At 30.0% G+C, this 16,763-nt stretch carries 11 protein-coding genes and 1 pseudogene; all 12 read right to left on the bottom strand.

What is annotated here, in order from left to right; genetic code table 11:
- Nucleotides 1-30: 30 nt before the first annotated feature.
- The 12 genes and pseudogenes from ACX6CF_RS02035 to ACX6CF_RS01980 all read right to left on the bottom strand — a co-directional run bounded on the left by ACX6CF_RS02035 (nucleotide 31) and on the right by ACX6CF_RS01980 (nucleotide 16,748).
- Nucleotides 31-1,734 carry a phospho-sugar mutase gene (locus ACX6CF_RS02035; RefSeq protein ID WP_458783627.1) on the bottom strand — a complete coding sequence of 568 codons (1,704 nt, stop codon included), beginning with the start codon at nucleotides 1,732-1,734 and terminating at the stop codon, nucleotides 31-33.
- 33 nt (nucleotides 1,735-1,767) lie between these two features.
- Nucleotides 1,768-3,201 carry a PEGA domain-containing protein gene (locus ACX6CF_RS02030; protein ID WP_458783626.1) on the bottom strand — a complete coding sequence of 478 codons (1,434 nt, stop codon included), beginning with the start codon at nucleotides 3,199-3,201 and terminating at the stop codon, nucleotides 1,768-1,770.
- A gap of 109 nt (nucleotides 3,202-3,310) precedes the next feature.
- Nucleotides 3,311-5,002, bottom strand: a complete 1,692-nt coding sequence (locus ACX6CF_RS02025; RefSeq protein ID WP_458783625.1) for an O-antigen ligase family protein — start codon at nucleotides 5,000-5,002, stop codon at nucleotides 3,311-3,313.
- 97 nt (nucleotides 5,003-5,099) lie between these two features.
- Nucleotides 5,100-5,876 carry a response regulator transcription factor gene (locus ACX6CF_RS02020; RefSeq protein WP_458783624.1) on the bottom strand — a complete coding sequence of 259 codons (777 nt, stop codon included), beginning with the start codon at nucleotides 5,874-5,876 and terminating at the stop codon, nucleotides 5,100-5,102.
- Nucleotides 5,877-5,905: 29 nt separating this feature from the next.
- On the bottom strand, nucleotides 5,906-7,549 hold the full coding sequence (locus ACX6CF_RS02015) for a sensor histidine kinase (protein WP_458783623.1): 1,644 nt from the start codon (nucleotides 7,547-7,549) through the stop codon (nucleotides 5,906-5,908).
- A 343-nt stretch (nucleotides 7,550-7,892) separates the two neighbouring features.
- Nucleotides 7,893-8,633 (bottom strand): PHP domain-containing protein, encoded by a 741-nt coding sequence (locus tag ACX6CF_RS02010; protein ID WP_458783671.1) that lies wholly within the window; start codon nucleotides 8,631-8,633, stop codon nucleotides 7,893-7,895.
- Nucleotides 8,634-8,842: 209 nt separating this feature from the next.
- Nucleotides 8,843-10,495, bottom strand: coding sequence for an ABC transporter permease (locus ACX6CF_RS02005; protein ID WP_458783622.1), 1,653 nt, complete (start codon nucleotides 10,493-10,495; stop codon nucleotides 8,843-8,845).
- A pseudogene (locus ACX6CF_RS02000) lies at nucleotides 10,495-11,572 on the bottom strand (ABC transporter ATP-binding protein). The gene ACX6CF_RS02005 and the pseudogene ACX6CF_RS02000 overlap by 1 nt, the downstream one beginning before the upstream one ends.
- A gap of 161 nt (nucleotides 11,573-11,733) precedes the next feature.
- On the bottom strand, nucleotides 11,734-12,825 hold the full coding sequence (locus ACX6CF_RS01995) for an ABC transporter substrate-binding protein (protein ID WP_458783621.1): 1,092 nt from the start codon (nucleotides 12,823-12,825) through the stop codon (nucleotides 11,734-11,736).
- A 227-nt stretch (nucleotides 12,826-13,052) separates the two neighbouring features.
- Complete coding sequence (locus tag ACX6CF_RS01990) at nucleotides 13,053-14,219, bottom strand: Ger(x)C family spore germination protein (protein WP_458783620.1); 1,167 nt, start codon at nucleotides 14,217-14,219, stop codon at nucleotides 13,053-13,055.
- Complete coding sequence (locus ACX6CF_RS01985) at nucleotides 14,206-15,288, bottom strand: endospore germination permease (protein WP_458783619.1); 1,083 nt, start codon at nucleotides 15,286-15,288, stop codon at nucleotides 14,206-14,208. The genes ACX6CF_RS01990 and ACX6CF_RS01985 overlap by 14 nt, the downstream gene beginning before the upstream one ends.
- Nucleotides 15,285-16,748 (bottom strand): spore germination protein, encoded by a 1,464-nt coding sequence (locus ACX6CF_RS01980; RefSeq protein WP_458783618.1) that lies wholly within the window; start codon nucleotides 16,746-16,748, stop codon nucleotides 15,285-15,287. The genes ACX6CF_RS01985 and ACX6CF_RS01980 overlap by 4 nt, the downstream gene beginning before the upstream one ends.
- Between the last annotated feature and the right edge of the window lie 15 nt (nucleotides 16,749-16,763).

Here is a 16,763-nt window from a genome sequence, read left to right as displayed (position 1 = left end):
ATTTTATTGTTTTTGTGTTCAAATTATACCCTAATTTTGAATAATATTATTAATGATTTTCATAACTCCTTCTGAAAATTCTTTTAAGTGTTTATCTGCTTCATCATTACTAGCGTCTTTTATACCAAAATAGAATTTAATCTTTGGCTCTGTTCCTGATGGTCTTACGCAGAACCATGACCCATCTTCTAGCGTATAGTAAAGCACATTTGATTTAGGTAGATCTGTATCCTCTAAGTAATCTACCGCATCTATTACTTTGACACCATTAATATCTTTTGGTGACTCATTTCTTAATATACTTAGTATATGTTTTATTTTGTTAACGCCTTCAATACCTTTTAAAGTAACCGATTCAAGTGTTTCTTTGTAATAACCATATTTTTCATATACTTTTGTTAATGCATCATAAAGAGTTAAGCCTTTTAATTTATAGTATGCTCCCAGTTCACATACCATCATGGTTGCAACAACAGCATCTTTATCTCTTGCATGAGTACCAATTAAACAACCGTAACTCTCTTCAAACCCAAATAGATATTCATAGGAATCATCTTGTTTGAATTCTTTTATCTTTTCACCTATATATTTGAATCCTGTCAATACCTTAATTAATTCAACATTATAATTATCTGCTATCACACTTGCCATATCAGTTGAAACGATTGTTTCAATAACAGCCCCATTGTCCGGTAATTCATTATTTGCTTTCTTCTGAGATAATATATAGTCCAGTAATAAAACACCTATCATATTACCTGTTAGAGCTACATAATCGCCATCTTTTTTAACTAATACACCTAATCTATCTGCATCTGGGTCTGTTGCTAATATAACATCTGCATTTTTTTCTTTTCCCAGTTTAATTGCAAGTTTGAATGCTTTTATATCTTCTGGATTAGGATAACTTACTGTTGAAAAATTACTGTCAGGTAATTCTTGTTCTTTAACAACATTCACATTATTAAAACCTATCTCGTCCAAGATTCTTCTTACAGGTATATTTCCAGATCCGTGAAGTGGTGTATATACTATAGAAAAATCGTCAGAAGCCTTCTTGATTGAATCAGGATTGATAATTTGTTTTTTAAGTTCTTCTATATATCTATCGTCAATTTCTTTTCCTATAACATTATATAGTCCTTCTTTTATAGCAGTCTCTTTATTCATAGATTTTACATCTTTGTAGTCTGTAACTTTCTTAACTTCATTTATTATTTCAACATCTTTTGGGGAAGTAATCTGAGCTCCGTCTTCCCAATATACTTTATAACCATTGTAGTCAGCAGGATTGTGACTAGCAGTTACAACAATTCCTGCTACGGCACTTAACTCTCTAACTGCAAATGATAATTCTGGTGTTGGTCTTAAGCTCTCGAAAACATAAGCTTTTATACCATTAGCATTCAATACAAGTGCTGCTTCATCAGCAAATTCAGGGGACATATATCTAGAATCATAAGCAATGGCCACTCCTTTATTGCTTGCTTCCTGTCCATTTTTTTTGATGTAATTAGCTAACCCTTGAGTTGCCTTTCTAACAGTATAGATATTCATTCTATTGTTACCAGCACCTATAATACCTCTAAGTCCACCTGTACCGAATTCTAAATCCTTGTAGAATCTCTCTTGAATCTCCATATCATTATCTTTAATTTCTCTTAGCTCTTTTTTTGTTTCTTCATCAAAGTATTCATTATCTAGCCACATATTGTACTCTTTTAAATAATCCACGTGTCTACCTCCAAATTTATTATATTATAGAATCTAATCATCATATACATCCTCAGAAGACGGTGTATCTTTATCTTCTGCATTAGATTCTTTATTATCTAGTCCATTATTATCAGAATTGTCATTATCTGTATTATCATTGTTATTGTTAGGTGTTGTTGCACTATTATTAGAGTCATCAACTAGATCTTTATCAATCACTTTTAACTTAGGTAGAGTGTAGAAAGAATCCTCTCCATCATCTTCAACAACAAGCTGATGCATTTGAGAATAATATCCATCTTTTCTAAGAGTTATTGTATGTTCACCTGGATTTATTGGTGAAGTAATCGGTATAACTCCAATATAATTACCGTCTATATATATATCTACTCCCACTGGACTATCTATATGTATATAAGTCGGCTTTTTCTCTAGGTTTATTTCAAAAGTTACAAATGATTTGTTGACAACTAGTTCTTTTTCCCAATCAACATAATTATCTTTTACTACTTTAACTGTATATTTACCATAATCTAGAGGAATTGGCTCTGAAAAATCATTATATGTTTCACCATTAATTGAGAATGATATACCTTCTTGTACAATACTGAATTGAACCATACCTTTTCTTGGTGTAGCATCTTTTACGTTAATGACTACTCTTTGGTCTTTCTCGACCATAACTTCAGTTTCATATGTCAATTGCTCATTAGTGACTACAATATCATGGACACCTACAGGTACAGCTACTAGTGTCACATCTTTTATATCAACTGTTTTATTTGTTCCTATTTGCAATATTCCACCAATAAAATTGCTATGGTTTTCTAAGGAAATATATCCATGTCCATTCTCCATGATTATAGTCCAAACATTGTCTTTATAACCCAATAGAGTAACTACATCTTCTTCAGTTAATTCCTTAATATCAAATGGACTTCCATTGAAAATTGTTACTAATTCATCTGTATAGTTATACTTATCATTACCTATTGTAATAGTATTCTTTTCTTTATCCACAACTGCACCTTTTATTTTATTTATTTTCCACGTTCTTGCAGTCTTATGAACATATTCTGGTCTCATTTTACCTTTGTCGTATTTTGTTTCTACCATATCTCCAATATTAAATTGAACAAGTGTCATTAATGATCCATATTCATCTTGGATATCAACAGCACTATCCATATTCAATATAGCAGATTCGTTACTATCAATATTAAATATCGTTAATGTATCATTTACTGAATCAACTTTTTGTACAACCCCTAATGCTTTTTCATATTCTATATCTCTATTGACATCATTATTGTCTACAGGTATTTCTGTATCTTGGTCCACTTTATTATTGTTGGTACTTTTCTTCTTACCACCACCAAGGACCATAGAAAGTACAACTATAAGTATAACTGCTAGTCCTAAAACGCCAACAATAATCATTTTACTAATAATATCCATTTTCTTTTTCTTCTTATTATTATTCATAATTCCACCTCGTATTCAAATTATATTATTAACATGAACCTATCTCTTTAATCAATAGTTAAGAAAATGTTAATAGAGATTAATTCCCAAATATCTAAGTTGAATTAATCTAATGTATAATCTTGTCATAAAGTTTTTCTGCTTCTTCATTATTCTGTGTTAGCTTTTTTGACATGTATAGTCTAGGTATATGTTTTACATTATAATCAGTAAGCCTTTCTTTTGCAAGTTTATTAAGATGATACGGTATTTCAAATATTCGTTTAAGCCTATCTAGAGCCTCTTCTTTCTTGTCATTCTTTATATTTTGTTTTACCATGTCTAATAATATATTACTATATTTTTCTAGATGATTAATACTCAGAGGGTTAAGATCAACTATTTTTTCAGCAGATATATAGGCTTCTTCTAAGTTTCTATTTCTATAATCAATATCTCTTTTAATAATGTAGCCATCTATAGCAAATGAATTCTGACTTATGATTTCCTCAGCTAATTCATACGCTTCTTTTTGTTTTACATCTTTATATTCATTAGCTAGATTGATTTTAGCTTCTGTATCATAAGGATACAGACGTAAAGATTCTTCATATTCTCCAATATAAGCTAGATAAGAGCTTAGCGCCATATAGATATATATGATTAGACAAAAGGCAGTAATTATTAATATACCTACCCTTTTAATATTTAGTTCTTTTATTTTTGTTTCGTCTACAAATACAATTGTTAGGATTAAGAATATGATAACCAAGAACTGCCAATCAAAATCAATGGCACCATGTCCAAATATGATTAGCAATATTAGCTTATCATAGATTGATAATCTTTTACTTAATGTATTTGATACAAAATATATACCTACAAGTACAAAACCACCTATTCCTATATCCATAACAATCTGTAATACATTGCTATGTATATATTTTACATAATAAGTAGCTCCTGTCTGATATAATCGCTGTATATAATAATACCCTAGATGCCCAGTTCCAAAGGGATGATCCTTCATTATTTCTAGACTGTCTTTATAATATAATAACCTTGTGAGCCATTCACTGGTTTTTGTAGATGTTTCTTCAATTCTATCAAACATATGGGAGAAATCACCAAATGTCATAATTATATACCATAGTCCTGCTCCTAATAACACAGCAGGTATTAAGTATTTTATCTTTTTCCTATCATAAACAATAATAATCACTACTGCACCTAGAGCTATTATATACATACTTCTACTAAAGGATAATAGAAGCGCAGCCCACATAATTACTATACTTATTAGATGGTAAATATCTAATTTTTCCCTGTTGATTACTAGAATTATGCATACCAAAATAAAAAGAGCAAAAGTATTTGGATATTGAAAAAAAGAACCTAACCTTCCCTTCTGTATCAATCCCTCTTTTAAATAAGGTATAAAAAAAGCTGATAGACTAATAGCAGACATCATAATTCCGCAACCAGAAATGGCATCCGTAAAAATCTTCTTGTTCATATTGGTTTGCATAATAACTAAATAGAACAAATATATTACCAATACTTTCAAAAAACCCATATATGCCATACCTTTATCAACAGCATAAAAAATAGAAATGAAATATAATGATATACCTATTAATATACAATAATGGTTTAAACTTTGTTCAAAACGCAAAGTTCTATTAGTTCTAATGTAATACATTAGAATTCCTAATAGAATGGCTCCAGCTAGATATGCTACATGATAAAAATATGCTCCTTGCAGAAAAGGACATATCATTATAAAGCCTATCATTATTATGTTAATTTTCTTCTTACACATATTTTTCTTTCCTTAACTTGAGTATTGACATTCATATTATCTTTTCGTTTATATTTTATAGTTTATTAGGGTATTTAACAAGGGTTTTTAAACTTTTTTATACTTTCTCTTTTAACTGAGTAGGTGTTATCCCTACATATTTCTTGAATATAGAGCTAAAATATCTTGAATCATTAAATCCTACTAACTCTGCTACTTGATATATCTTGATATTTTCATCTTGTAATAATTGAATAGCTTTCTTGCATCTATATCTGTTTAGATAATCCACAAATGTATAGCTTGTCTCTTTTTTGAATAATCTGCTTAGGTAACTCTCTGTTATATATAATTTTTCTGCAACATTTTTTATATTAACATCATTGTAATAATCATCTTTTATGCATTTTATAGCTTTTACTACATATTTTATCTTGCCTTCAACTCTACCATTATTATCATACTCATGAAAATTTAGTGTTGTATCCACTTCTTTTACATCCTGCTCATAAACCTCTTTTTTAGCTTCTATGGAATCAACTGTTTTAATTAGTGCACTAAATAGTTCACTATCCTCAACTGGTTTGAGAAGATATTCTTTTACACCTAATGAAATAGCTTGCTGCGCATATTTGAATTCATCATATCCCGATATGATTATGTATTCTGCTTTAGTTTTATTCTGTAGGTTTTTAATCATTTTTATTCCATCCATCTTCGGCATTCTGACATCTGTAATAATAATGTGTGGTTTTACCCTTGAAATAACTTCTATGCCTTCTTGTCCATTAGAGGCCTCCCCTACAACCTTACATCCAAATTCTTCCCAAGGTGTAGTGACCACTAGTCCTTTCCTTGTTAACATTTCATCTTCAACGACTACGACTTTTACCATAAAACCCAACCTTTCAAATACTAATAAATTTAGTACTTTTCTTTGTAATATGCTTTAATTGGTATTTTTATAATTACCTTTGTTCCAGTATCAGAATTACTCTTGATAGTGATACCACTCAAATCTCCATAATATAATTTTACCCTTTGGTCAACATTGTATAGACCGATATGATCATCACTTTTCTTGCATAGAGCTTTTTCTAGCTGTTTCTTATTCATGCCTATCCCATTATCCAATACCTCAAAATACAATTGATAATCTTTTTTATAGCATCTTATTATGAGGGTACCTTTTTCATCAATATTCTCAAATCCATGAACTATGGCATTTTCTACGATGGGTTGTAAAATCAGCTTAGGTATATAGTAACCTAGAATTTCATTATCTGTATATATATTAACATCAAAACCATCGTTATATCTTATCTTCTGGATTTCTAGGTAATTATTTATCAAATCCAAGTTATCCTTTACTGTCAAAAATTCTTGCTCACAATTAATGCTATTTCTTAGCAGGCTTCCTAATTGGGTTGCTATAACACTTATTTCTTTTACATTATTGAGTTTTGCAATCCATTTTATTGCATCAAGTGTGTTATATAAAAAATGTGGTTTAATCTGAGCTTGAAGAATGTTTATTTCTGCAATTCGTAATCTACGTTGTTTATCTATAGCACTGTCTATGGATTCTTTTAATCTGAGTACCATCTGATTAAAACTATTTTCAAGCATTCCCAGTTCATCATTTCGATGAAGATTAATTTGGACTGTCAAATCTCCTTCTTCTACTTTTTTCATACTTTTAACAAGTTTTTTTATAGGTCTAATCATATAGTTGGCTACTATAAGTGAAATAAAAACAGCAAGGGATATACTGATTATAAAACTCTGGATAATCGTTTTCCTTATATTGCTATTATTCTCTTGTATGATATTCAGTGGAACTGTTGCAACTGTATCTCTATATGGCAAATCCAAAAAAAACCCTTCTTTTTCAGGATGATTAGCATCAGTTATTATATAATAGAATTCGTCTAATAACATGACATCTAGTAGTTTACTGTTTCCTATAGTATTAATAATATCTACTATAGCATTTCTTTTAATATCTATGATTACATAACCCACAGGGTTATTATTGTTGTCGTATATTTTTTTACCCATAGAAAAAACAATAGTCTCACCCATATTATTGATAAATTTTTCTGGATATAAAACTATTTCATTTTGTTCATTCATCTTTCTGAAGACACCCCAACCATTTTGCAGATTGTTTTTATACATCTGAGGTAATGGAGATGTTTCAAATACTGGGTTACCTTTTGTATCTAATATATATATTGGAAATTTATATTTTTTACTTGCTAACAATAAGTATATTTTTTGATTGATTTCGTAGTAGTAGTCATCTGATATTTCATTGCCTGACAAAGTTTTATGAAGTTTAGAATCTTTACTTATCATATTAACGATGGTCTTATATTCATTTAAGAATGTGTCTATATTTTTGTTAATGTTGATTAAGCTGTCATAGGCTTCATCATATATTGCATCTTGTAAAATTTTTGACGAGAAAGTGAATCCTAGAAGGGTTAGAACTAGGGGTGGTATGATACCGATTAGAATGAAGATGATTAAAAGTTTACGGAATAAAGTTCTTTTAGGTTTCATTGATAAACCCTCTTTCTATTTGAACTAGTAAGTTATAATGAATAGCTTTGGGTTATTAATAAAATTAGTTTTATTTTAGTGTATTTATGGCTAGAGGGTGTATAATAATTGCATTTTACTTGCCTTACCCTGAGAAGCGGTCGGTCTGCGTAAAATGCAATTATTATACACGGTTTTTTTGCCGTACCTTACGTTAATTATGTGAGTTATAATTGTGTTGATTTTTTTATTGGATACATTTATATTTTTATTACCTTAATCTTAATAAGGTAGGTGTTTTATTTAGTTTAATGTAATTAAAGTTTGTTTTGTTATAATTGTGGTTATATTATTTCTTATAATTTTATTTGATAGTATACATTTTTGTTTCTGGGATATTGAGTTTGTTTATTATTGATAGGGGGTATTTTAGGTTGCATATTTCATTTTTTCTGTGGCAGTCGCTGCCTAGGGAAAAGAGGATGTTTTTTTGTAGGGCTTTTTTCAGGAAATTGGTGTTTGGTTCTTTCCATAGGCCGCTTATTTCTATAGCTACTTGGTGTTTTTCGCATAGAGTCAGTAGTTCTTCTTCCCATGTGGTGATGTAGTCGGTATCTATTAGTTGTTCGTAGAATGGTAGTACTGTACAATGTCCTAGAATATCAACTTTAGTTCGTTGGAAGGTTTTTGTTATAGTTTCAAGTATACCTTCTAGTATGTATCTACAATCAGAGATTTTGTATTCTTGTTTGTAGTTGTCTCTGTGTCCTGCTCTGTACCCGAAATATTCAGATAACCAAGTTCGTTGGTTTATGGTATCGTTATAAGTATGTACACTTGAGATCACATAATCTAGTTTGCCTAATATTTTATCGGACCACTCAGTGTAATCTCCTATATTTGCTTCTACGCCTTTGTAGACATTGTATTTTTCTAATTCATCAAGATATTCTTCTATCGCCTTCTCAGTAGTCATTTTAGAACAGAAAACGTGGTCAGAGATGCCTATCTTATATCCTGATTCATCTGCAACTTGTAATATTTCTTCAACAGTGGCATCTCCATCCGAAAAAAGAGTATGTGTATGTAAATCCATTACGTCCATAATCACTAATTCCTTTCAAATATATATCATTTCCGAGTTATCACTTTAATAAATTAATTCTTGTTATATTATACCATCAACATAACAACATATGTATTGCTCAAGCCAAGTGTAAATAATCCTTCGTTTTACGCAGACCGACCGCTTCTCAGGGTAAGGCAAGTAAAATGAAGGATTATTTACACGCCCCACCCCAATATAGTATTATTCTACATAGTTATTCCTTTACCACCAGAAATCTTATTAAATATCAAAATAGAAATAATCGTAGTAACAGTCAATATAGATGCTAAAGCTGCCGCAGTACCAAAACTTGCCCTAACAACTTCTGTATAAATAGCAACTGAAATAGTAGCCGTCTTACCAGTATACAAAATAACACTTGAACTCAATTCATTTATAGTGGTAATCCAGCTGAGTATTGCTCCAGATAGAACTCCTGGTGCCATCAACCTTGCAGTGGTCTTGAAGAAAGTCTTCATAGGTGAAACCCCTAGATTAATTGAAGCTTCTTCAATACTAGGATCTATCTGATATAAAATAGCTGTACTTGACCTAATTGTATAAGGTAACTTTCTAATAACATACGCAATAATCAATATCCATGCTGTACCAGCTAATACAACTGGTCCTTTATTGAAAGCTACAAGAAGACTAATACCAAGTACCGCTCCTGGAATAACATAAGGAAACATGATTAATATATCTAACAAGCCATTGACTTTTGATTTCTTCCTTACAATCAAATACGATAATAATAAACCTGCGATAACCATTATTATAATAGCTATTGTAGAATATAAAAATGTATTAGATATATTCGTAGATAATTTACTAATAATCATTTTATAACTATCAAGACTGAAGCCTTTTACAAAGATAGGTCCCTTGGTTTTAATAAATGAAGTTATAACTACAACAACTTGTTGAACCATGGCAAAACCTGCGACAATCATACAAAAAGTTGTTAATCCTATCCTCTTACCTTTTGATAACTTAACAACTTTTGGTGGTCTAAGAGAACTCATCATATAGCTCTTCTTTGCAATTACCATTTTCTGGACTAACAAAATGGCTACAGCACAAATTATTATTATTACGCTTAACATACTTGCTATAGTTGCATTACCACCGATTTCACTCATATATTCTTCATATATAAGAACTGGTAATACTTTGTATCCTTCTCCTATTAACATAGGTGTCCCAAAATCCGCTAGAGATGTCATGAAGACCATTAATGCACCTGCTGTTATAGTAGGAAGTATTAGTGGAAAAGTGATAGTAAATAATTTCTTCATTCCAGATACTCCTAAGTTTTCAGCAGCCTCTTCGATTGATGAATCCATAGTCTTGAGTGCACCAGAAACAAAAAGATAAACATATGGGAAAAACTTCAATGTAAATACTAATACTATACCTGTCCATCCATAGATAGTCGGTAATTCTATTCCGATACTTCTAAATAAGTTAGTCAAGAATCCATTTCTTCCAAGTAATAATATCCATGAATATGCCCCAATGAATGGTGGTGATAATAGTGATAGTATAATCATTATATTAATTAATGGTTTCCCCCATATATTATAACGTGTTGTTATATATGCCATTGGCAGACCTATTACTGTTGATAATATCGTAGCTGTAATTACAACAGATAGACTATTGAAAAGTGTTTTATAATAATAAGGGTATTTAAAAAACTCTAAATAATTAGCAAGAGTAAATCTACCTGTATCTTGTGAAATAAAGCTTTCTTTTATCATTGAGAAGAAAGGATATATTAATACTACAGCCAAAGTGGCAAATGCTATAATTCTAATTACGTTCCAGAAATTAAAGAATTTCCTTAGTCGTTTCATTATAGAAGTACCTCCTCGCCAGTGCTATCATAAATATGTATTCTATCAGTGGATAATATCAAACTTACTTTATCACCTTGTTTCCTTATACGAGATATGTCTTTTGTATATTCATTAACCTCAACTATCTGACCATTAGTAAGTTTAATTTCATAATTAATGAAATCACCTAGAAAAGTACCTATGACAATTTCTCCTTGTAAGTTATCATTTTTTTCATCTGTAATCATTATTTCTTCTGGTCTAGCACCTACAATTGTTTCACCTGTATAATCTTTCTTTAATTTTATATTGATGATTTTACCGTTGATATTGATTTTGGTACCATTGGAATCTTTCTTTATCACTTTACCTTTCAAGTAATTAGATGTACCTATAAAATCACCTATAAAAGTATTTTGAGGATCTTTATATATCTCCACAGGCGTTCCTACTTGTTGAATAACGCCTAATTTCATGACAGCTATTCTATCAGATATAGCTAAAGCTTCTTCTTGATCATGAGTAACGTAGATAGTTGTTATTTTAAGGTCTTTTTGAAGTTTTCTAATTATAGTTCTCATCTGAACACGTAATTTGGCATCTAGATTACTAAGGGGTTCATCCATCAATAGTACATCTGGATGGATAACTATTGCTCTTGCAAGTGCAATTCTCTGTTGCTGACCACCACTTAACTGTGACGGTTGTCTATCTTTGAATTGTAACATCTGAACCATTTCCAAGGCTTCTGTAACTCTATCATTAATTTCATTTTTATGTATTTTCCTAGCCTTCAAACCATATGCAACATTATTGAAGACGGACATGTGAGGGAATATCGCATAGTTTTGAAAAACCATTCCTATATTTCTTTTATGTGCTGGTATCATTTATTATCTTGTCTCCAAATGAAATATGTCCCCCATCTATTTTATTGAATCCTGCAATCATTCTAAGTAATGTTGTTTTTCCACAACCTGATGGACCAAGCAATGTAAATAATTCGCCTTCTCTAATTGTTACGCTTGCGTTGTTAACTGCTTTGTAGTCACCATATATTTTTACGGCATTTTTTATGACAACTTGATGACTCATATCTGTATCCTCCCAATATTCTATTTTAAGTATTTTTGTTAATTATGATTAATCCACAAAAAAGAATATGGAATTTTAATCATTTCTAACTTATTGTGGATCAATCTTAATCTAATTATAATATTATTATTTTGATTTTGGATTGAGGATTATTCTCTCAATTAATATTTTCCAATTACAATATCTTTCCATTTCTTTATAATGTTTTCTTTGTTATCTGATACCCATTGCAGATCATAATCAACTAGTTTGATATCTGCCATTTTTATTAAATTATCTGCGATTTTCACATCATCACGAACTGGACGTGATGCGAAATTATCTAGTATGAATTGTTGTGTTTTTGCAGTAAGAACAAAATCCATGAATTTTTTTGCATTAGATTCATTTTTTGCTCCTTTAATAATCGCGATTCCATCTGGTACTGAGGATGTACCTTCACTTGGATATACAATTCCTACTTCTGCTCCTGCATTAACATATTCCATAGCTGTCTTTTCTAGTGTTAATCCAACCGCATATTCTCCATCAGCAACACCTTTGTATACTCCTGATGAACCAGATGTCAATTTTCCATCTAGATTAGTATAAAAGTCCTTGATGAATTTCCATCCTTCATCTTCTTCATTTTTATAAGCAGTTAACATTGTTGCTAGAATCGTAAAAGATGAACCAGATCTTGTTGGGTCAGCATAGGCAATCTTACCATTCCACTTTGGATCTAGTAAATCACCCCATGAAGCAGGTACATCTTCAGGTTTGACTAACTTTTTATTATACATAATAACCATAGGAAGTGGACTTGTACCAGTCCAAGCATTATTTCTATCAATAAAAGCGGCATCTACCATTTTGGCTTCTGTGCTTTCGTATTCTGCAAAATATTGTTTGAAAGCATTCAATGATTCTGCTCCACCACCCCACATAACATCACCAAGAGCATTTTCTTTTTCTGATTCAACTCTTTTTAATAGTTCACCAGTACCTGCTGCAACAACTTCTACTTTAATTCCTGATGTTTCTTGAAATTCCTTCACAATAGGATTAATCATATCTGCTTTATGAGGGCTATATACTACTAAACTATCAGTTTCATTTTCTTGCTTAGGATTCTCAGCGTTTTTTTTATCATCCTCATTTGACTGCTTTGCATTAGTAGTATCCTTAATGTCATCTTTCTCCTTACCTCCACAAGCTACTAAAGTAGTAACTCCTAATGCTAGAACCAATATTAATGCAATGATTTTTTTCATAATAATATGTCCTCCTCCATTTAATTAGATAATATACTCATATATAAGTTTATATATATAATATAAATTTTCTACAATTTCTGCAATCCATTATTATGAACTTTTGTTTAAAATCATGAACATCTTACATGACACACAATATACATACTACTACATTTATATTTTATGTTAATAAATCTAATGATAAGAATTATATTTTGTCTGTTTTGTATATTATAAAAAATTATCTAATTTTTACTGTTTCTACCTACAGAATTAATAGTAAAGTTGACTTTTACATTTATTATGGCATTTTCAAAATATTCATTGCTACTACATTTATTATGTCTCCCATATTTTGCTACTGCATATTGAGTAATATCAAGAAAATCTTCTCTATATTCTTTTTGAATTTTTATTATTTCCTCATTAAGCATTTCTTCTAATTTCTTAACAAAAGTTTCCTCAACCAAATGTATTGTTTTCTTATCAAGATTTTGTTCTATGAGAGTATTAAGTAATATATAACCAGAAATGTCGATTGTAATATCATATTTTAATCGTTCTCCAATTTTTGATACTTTTACTTTACGCTTACTTTCCCCATTGAAGTCCAAATATTTTATAGGATCACCCGATAATATATCTGAATACTGATCAAATTTTTCAATATCGAAAAAATTAATGTCTTCATTTGCTGACAAATGCAAATACCCATGACCATCATCATTTCTTAAGAGATTAAGTAGTTTAGTTTCTCTCATATCTAATTTATACATCATTTTATCATCGCTGAATAATGCCAATCCTGTTATTTGAGGTTTATTATCATTTAGTTCTATATAAGGAAGACATACCTTTCTTCCTTCTTGAAAATACATACGTATAATATGATCAACAGTAATTTTTTTAGTAAAGAAATTAGAAAGGTGTGATAATTTAATTTCATTATATAATACATCTGAATTAGTTTCGTCACTCACGCTATCTCCACTAAAATATTTAACACACTCCCCTTCATTAACAGCAAGAAGAGCTTTTAACCCTGCATTTGGATCTCTTAAAATACCATCTAGTATATCTTCTATACCAAATTTTGCTCTTTCTTCACTAATGATTGCAACTAATTCTGTACCCAAAGAAAACCTTGAAGGCATTTTAGTCATACGGTTTTCTACTAAATCCATAATTGTATGCCCTCTACCGATATAAACAGTTGAAGATACTTTTTTTTCACCAATTATTGGTATTTCAGCAGGATCAACAAACGTAACATTATCATCAATATCAATATCATAGCCTACCCCTAATAAAATACCTAAGTCTTCTATGGGATATTCATCATAGCAACCACTTAACATAAAAGATGTAATTATTAATTCACATAATATAATAACTTTTTTATAATTTTTCATTTTTTTTACTCCTATATCTCACTTGAACCAATATTGCAGTTAGTATTCCAAAAACAAGAGAAAAGAGGATAAAATATTTTAAATAAGTACCTACTATATCTAATCTATTATGCTCCGATATCATGAAATAAGAATAGATTAAAATAAGGCAACTTGATATGATTACAGATATTTTATTACTCAATCCAGAAAAGCTTGCTATGCAATAAGATACTAGATAATTACTGCATACTATAGTTTTCAATACTATCAATCCCCAAAAGAAAGTAAAGACAGAAGTTAAATTAGAGAATATAGGAAATGATATTGTCCCTATTATATAGAATAGCGGAAAATCAATTCGAGAAGCAAGTTCCCAACCTAAATAATAAATCACTACGAAACTAACAAAAGTATATATGGCTGTAGTTATGAGACAAGCAATTATTCCAGCTCTTAATACATGTTTTCTATTAGATATTTTACTGATTATTATAAAACTGATTTCTACTAACGAATACTGTGTAAGGTTCTCAAGCATACCTTTTGGGATTTCTCTAGGTGAATGAAGAATAGGCTGGATATTAAGCACTGATCCTTCAGGAATTATAAATACTAATGATAAAATAAAAACTACAGTTAAATAAAAATAGAATTCCGATATTCTACCTACTATATTTAATCCTGACATTGTTATTACAGTTGATACTAATAAACAAGGTATTATTATTCTGTAAGGAGATAGAAAAGAACTTATTGTTTGATTTAAATTATTGGCAAATCCAGCTACTATACTTGTCATAATGGTTAGAAAATACACAAGAAATACCAACAGAATTATAAATGCAATTAGCGTTCCATAAACCTTTTTCAGCATTATCCAGAAATCGTCATGATTAGATTTTTTATCAATGATATATGCTGTTATTACAATTATTATCGGATAAATCCCTGAAACCAAAGTGGAAATCCATGAATCTTGATGAGTTACAGCTGCTCCAGATGATCCTAAAAACCCAATCCCTATTCCTATCATAGTACCAATAATCATAAATATATATTGATATCTGGTTATTGTATTTTTATTCAATTGTTATTTTTCCTCCTTCTAAAACTTCTAGGGACTCTATCTATATTTTTCAGCTTACCTCTTATTAGAGTATCTTGTAGATCTTTATACCTAACAGGAGCCAAAGGCGAAAGATAAGGTACTCCTAGACTTTCAATACAAATCAGGTGAGCAATCAAAGCGAATAATCCTATCATTATCCCAAATAATCCTAATATCTGAGCAAGTATCAGCATAAAAAATCTACATAATCTTATGGTTAGACTCATTTCGTAATTTGGTATTAGGAAAGTGCAAATTACCGTAACAGATATCACTACAAGAGTTGTAGGACTTACAAAACCTGAATTGATTGCTGCTTGTCCTAAGATAATACCACCTACTATACTTAATGTTTGTCCTACCATTGATGGTAATCTAAGACCACCTTCCCTAAGAAACTCAATGACTATTTCCATAAGAAGTATTTCAATAAAAGGAGGTAAAGGGATATCTTTTCTAGATTCAGAGATGATATAGATTAAATCCTGAGGTATAAGATCAATATTATAACTTATAAGTACAAGATATAATGGTGAAGCCAATAAAATTATGATTAATGCTAAAAGTCTGATGAAACGATCAAAATTGGCTAATATTATTTTATTAGAATAGTCTTCAAAAGCTTGAAAAAATTCTATGAAAACTACAGGTAAAGTAACTGCATAAGAGCATCCGTCAATAATAATTATTGCTTTACCTTGGATTATATCAGAAACAGCTTTATCTGGTTTTTCAACAGTCTTGTACTGTGGAAAAACGCTGAAAGGGCGCTTTTCTATATATTGCATCAACATTCCTGTGTCAGGAATATAATCAGCTTTTACTGATTTTAGTTTATCTTTTAATTTGTTAATTATTTCATTGTCAATAACTCCTTCTAAGTATATTAAAGCACCTTCACTATTGTTTTCTTTCCCAAATACATATTTTTCTATTCTAAGATTATTATTTATCAGTTTTTCTTGAATCATTGAAATATTTATCTTTATATTTTCAACAAAAGCACTTTTTGCACCTCTGATATTTTCTTCAATCTTAGCATCAGATACTTTTCTGAAACTATCTTTGAAGGTATCACAAATAATAGCATTATCTTCATTATCAAATAATACAATCGTTTGCCCTTTTTTTAAGCTTTCACATATAAACTTTAGGTCTTTTGAAACTTCTGTCGAATTTATTGAAATATACCTTTTTGAAATATAATAAGCAAGAGACGATATATCCCCAAGTTTAGTATCAATTCTAAATAAGAGCGGTGAAATAATATGTTTCTCAATACAATCTTTATCAGTTATTCCATCGATATATATTATTAAACAATTGATATTACCCTTCAATATTATATCTCTGCATCTCAAATTATAATTAGATGCCAAAAATGTGTATATTGAATGTTTATTCTTTTTTAAGTCGTCAGTTAGATTCTTAGTTATCATTAATCCATCACCTAA

This window comes from Vallitalea sediminicola (genome assembly GCF_054408565.1).
Note: the sequence above shows the minus strand (reverse complement) of the source record. Positions and strands in the feature narration are given on the sequence as shown.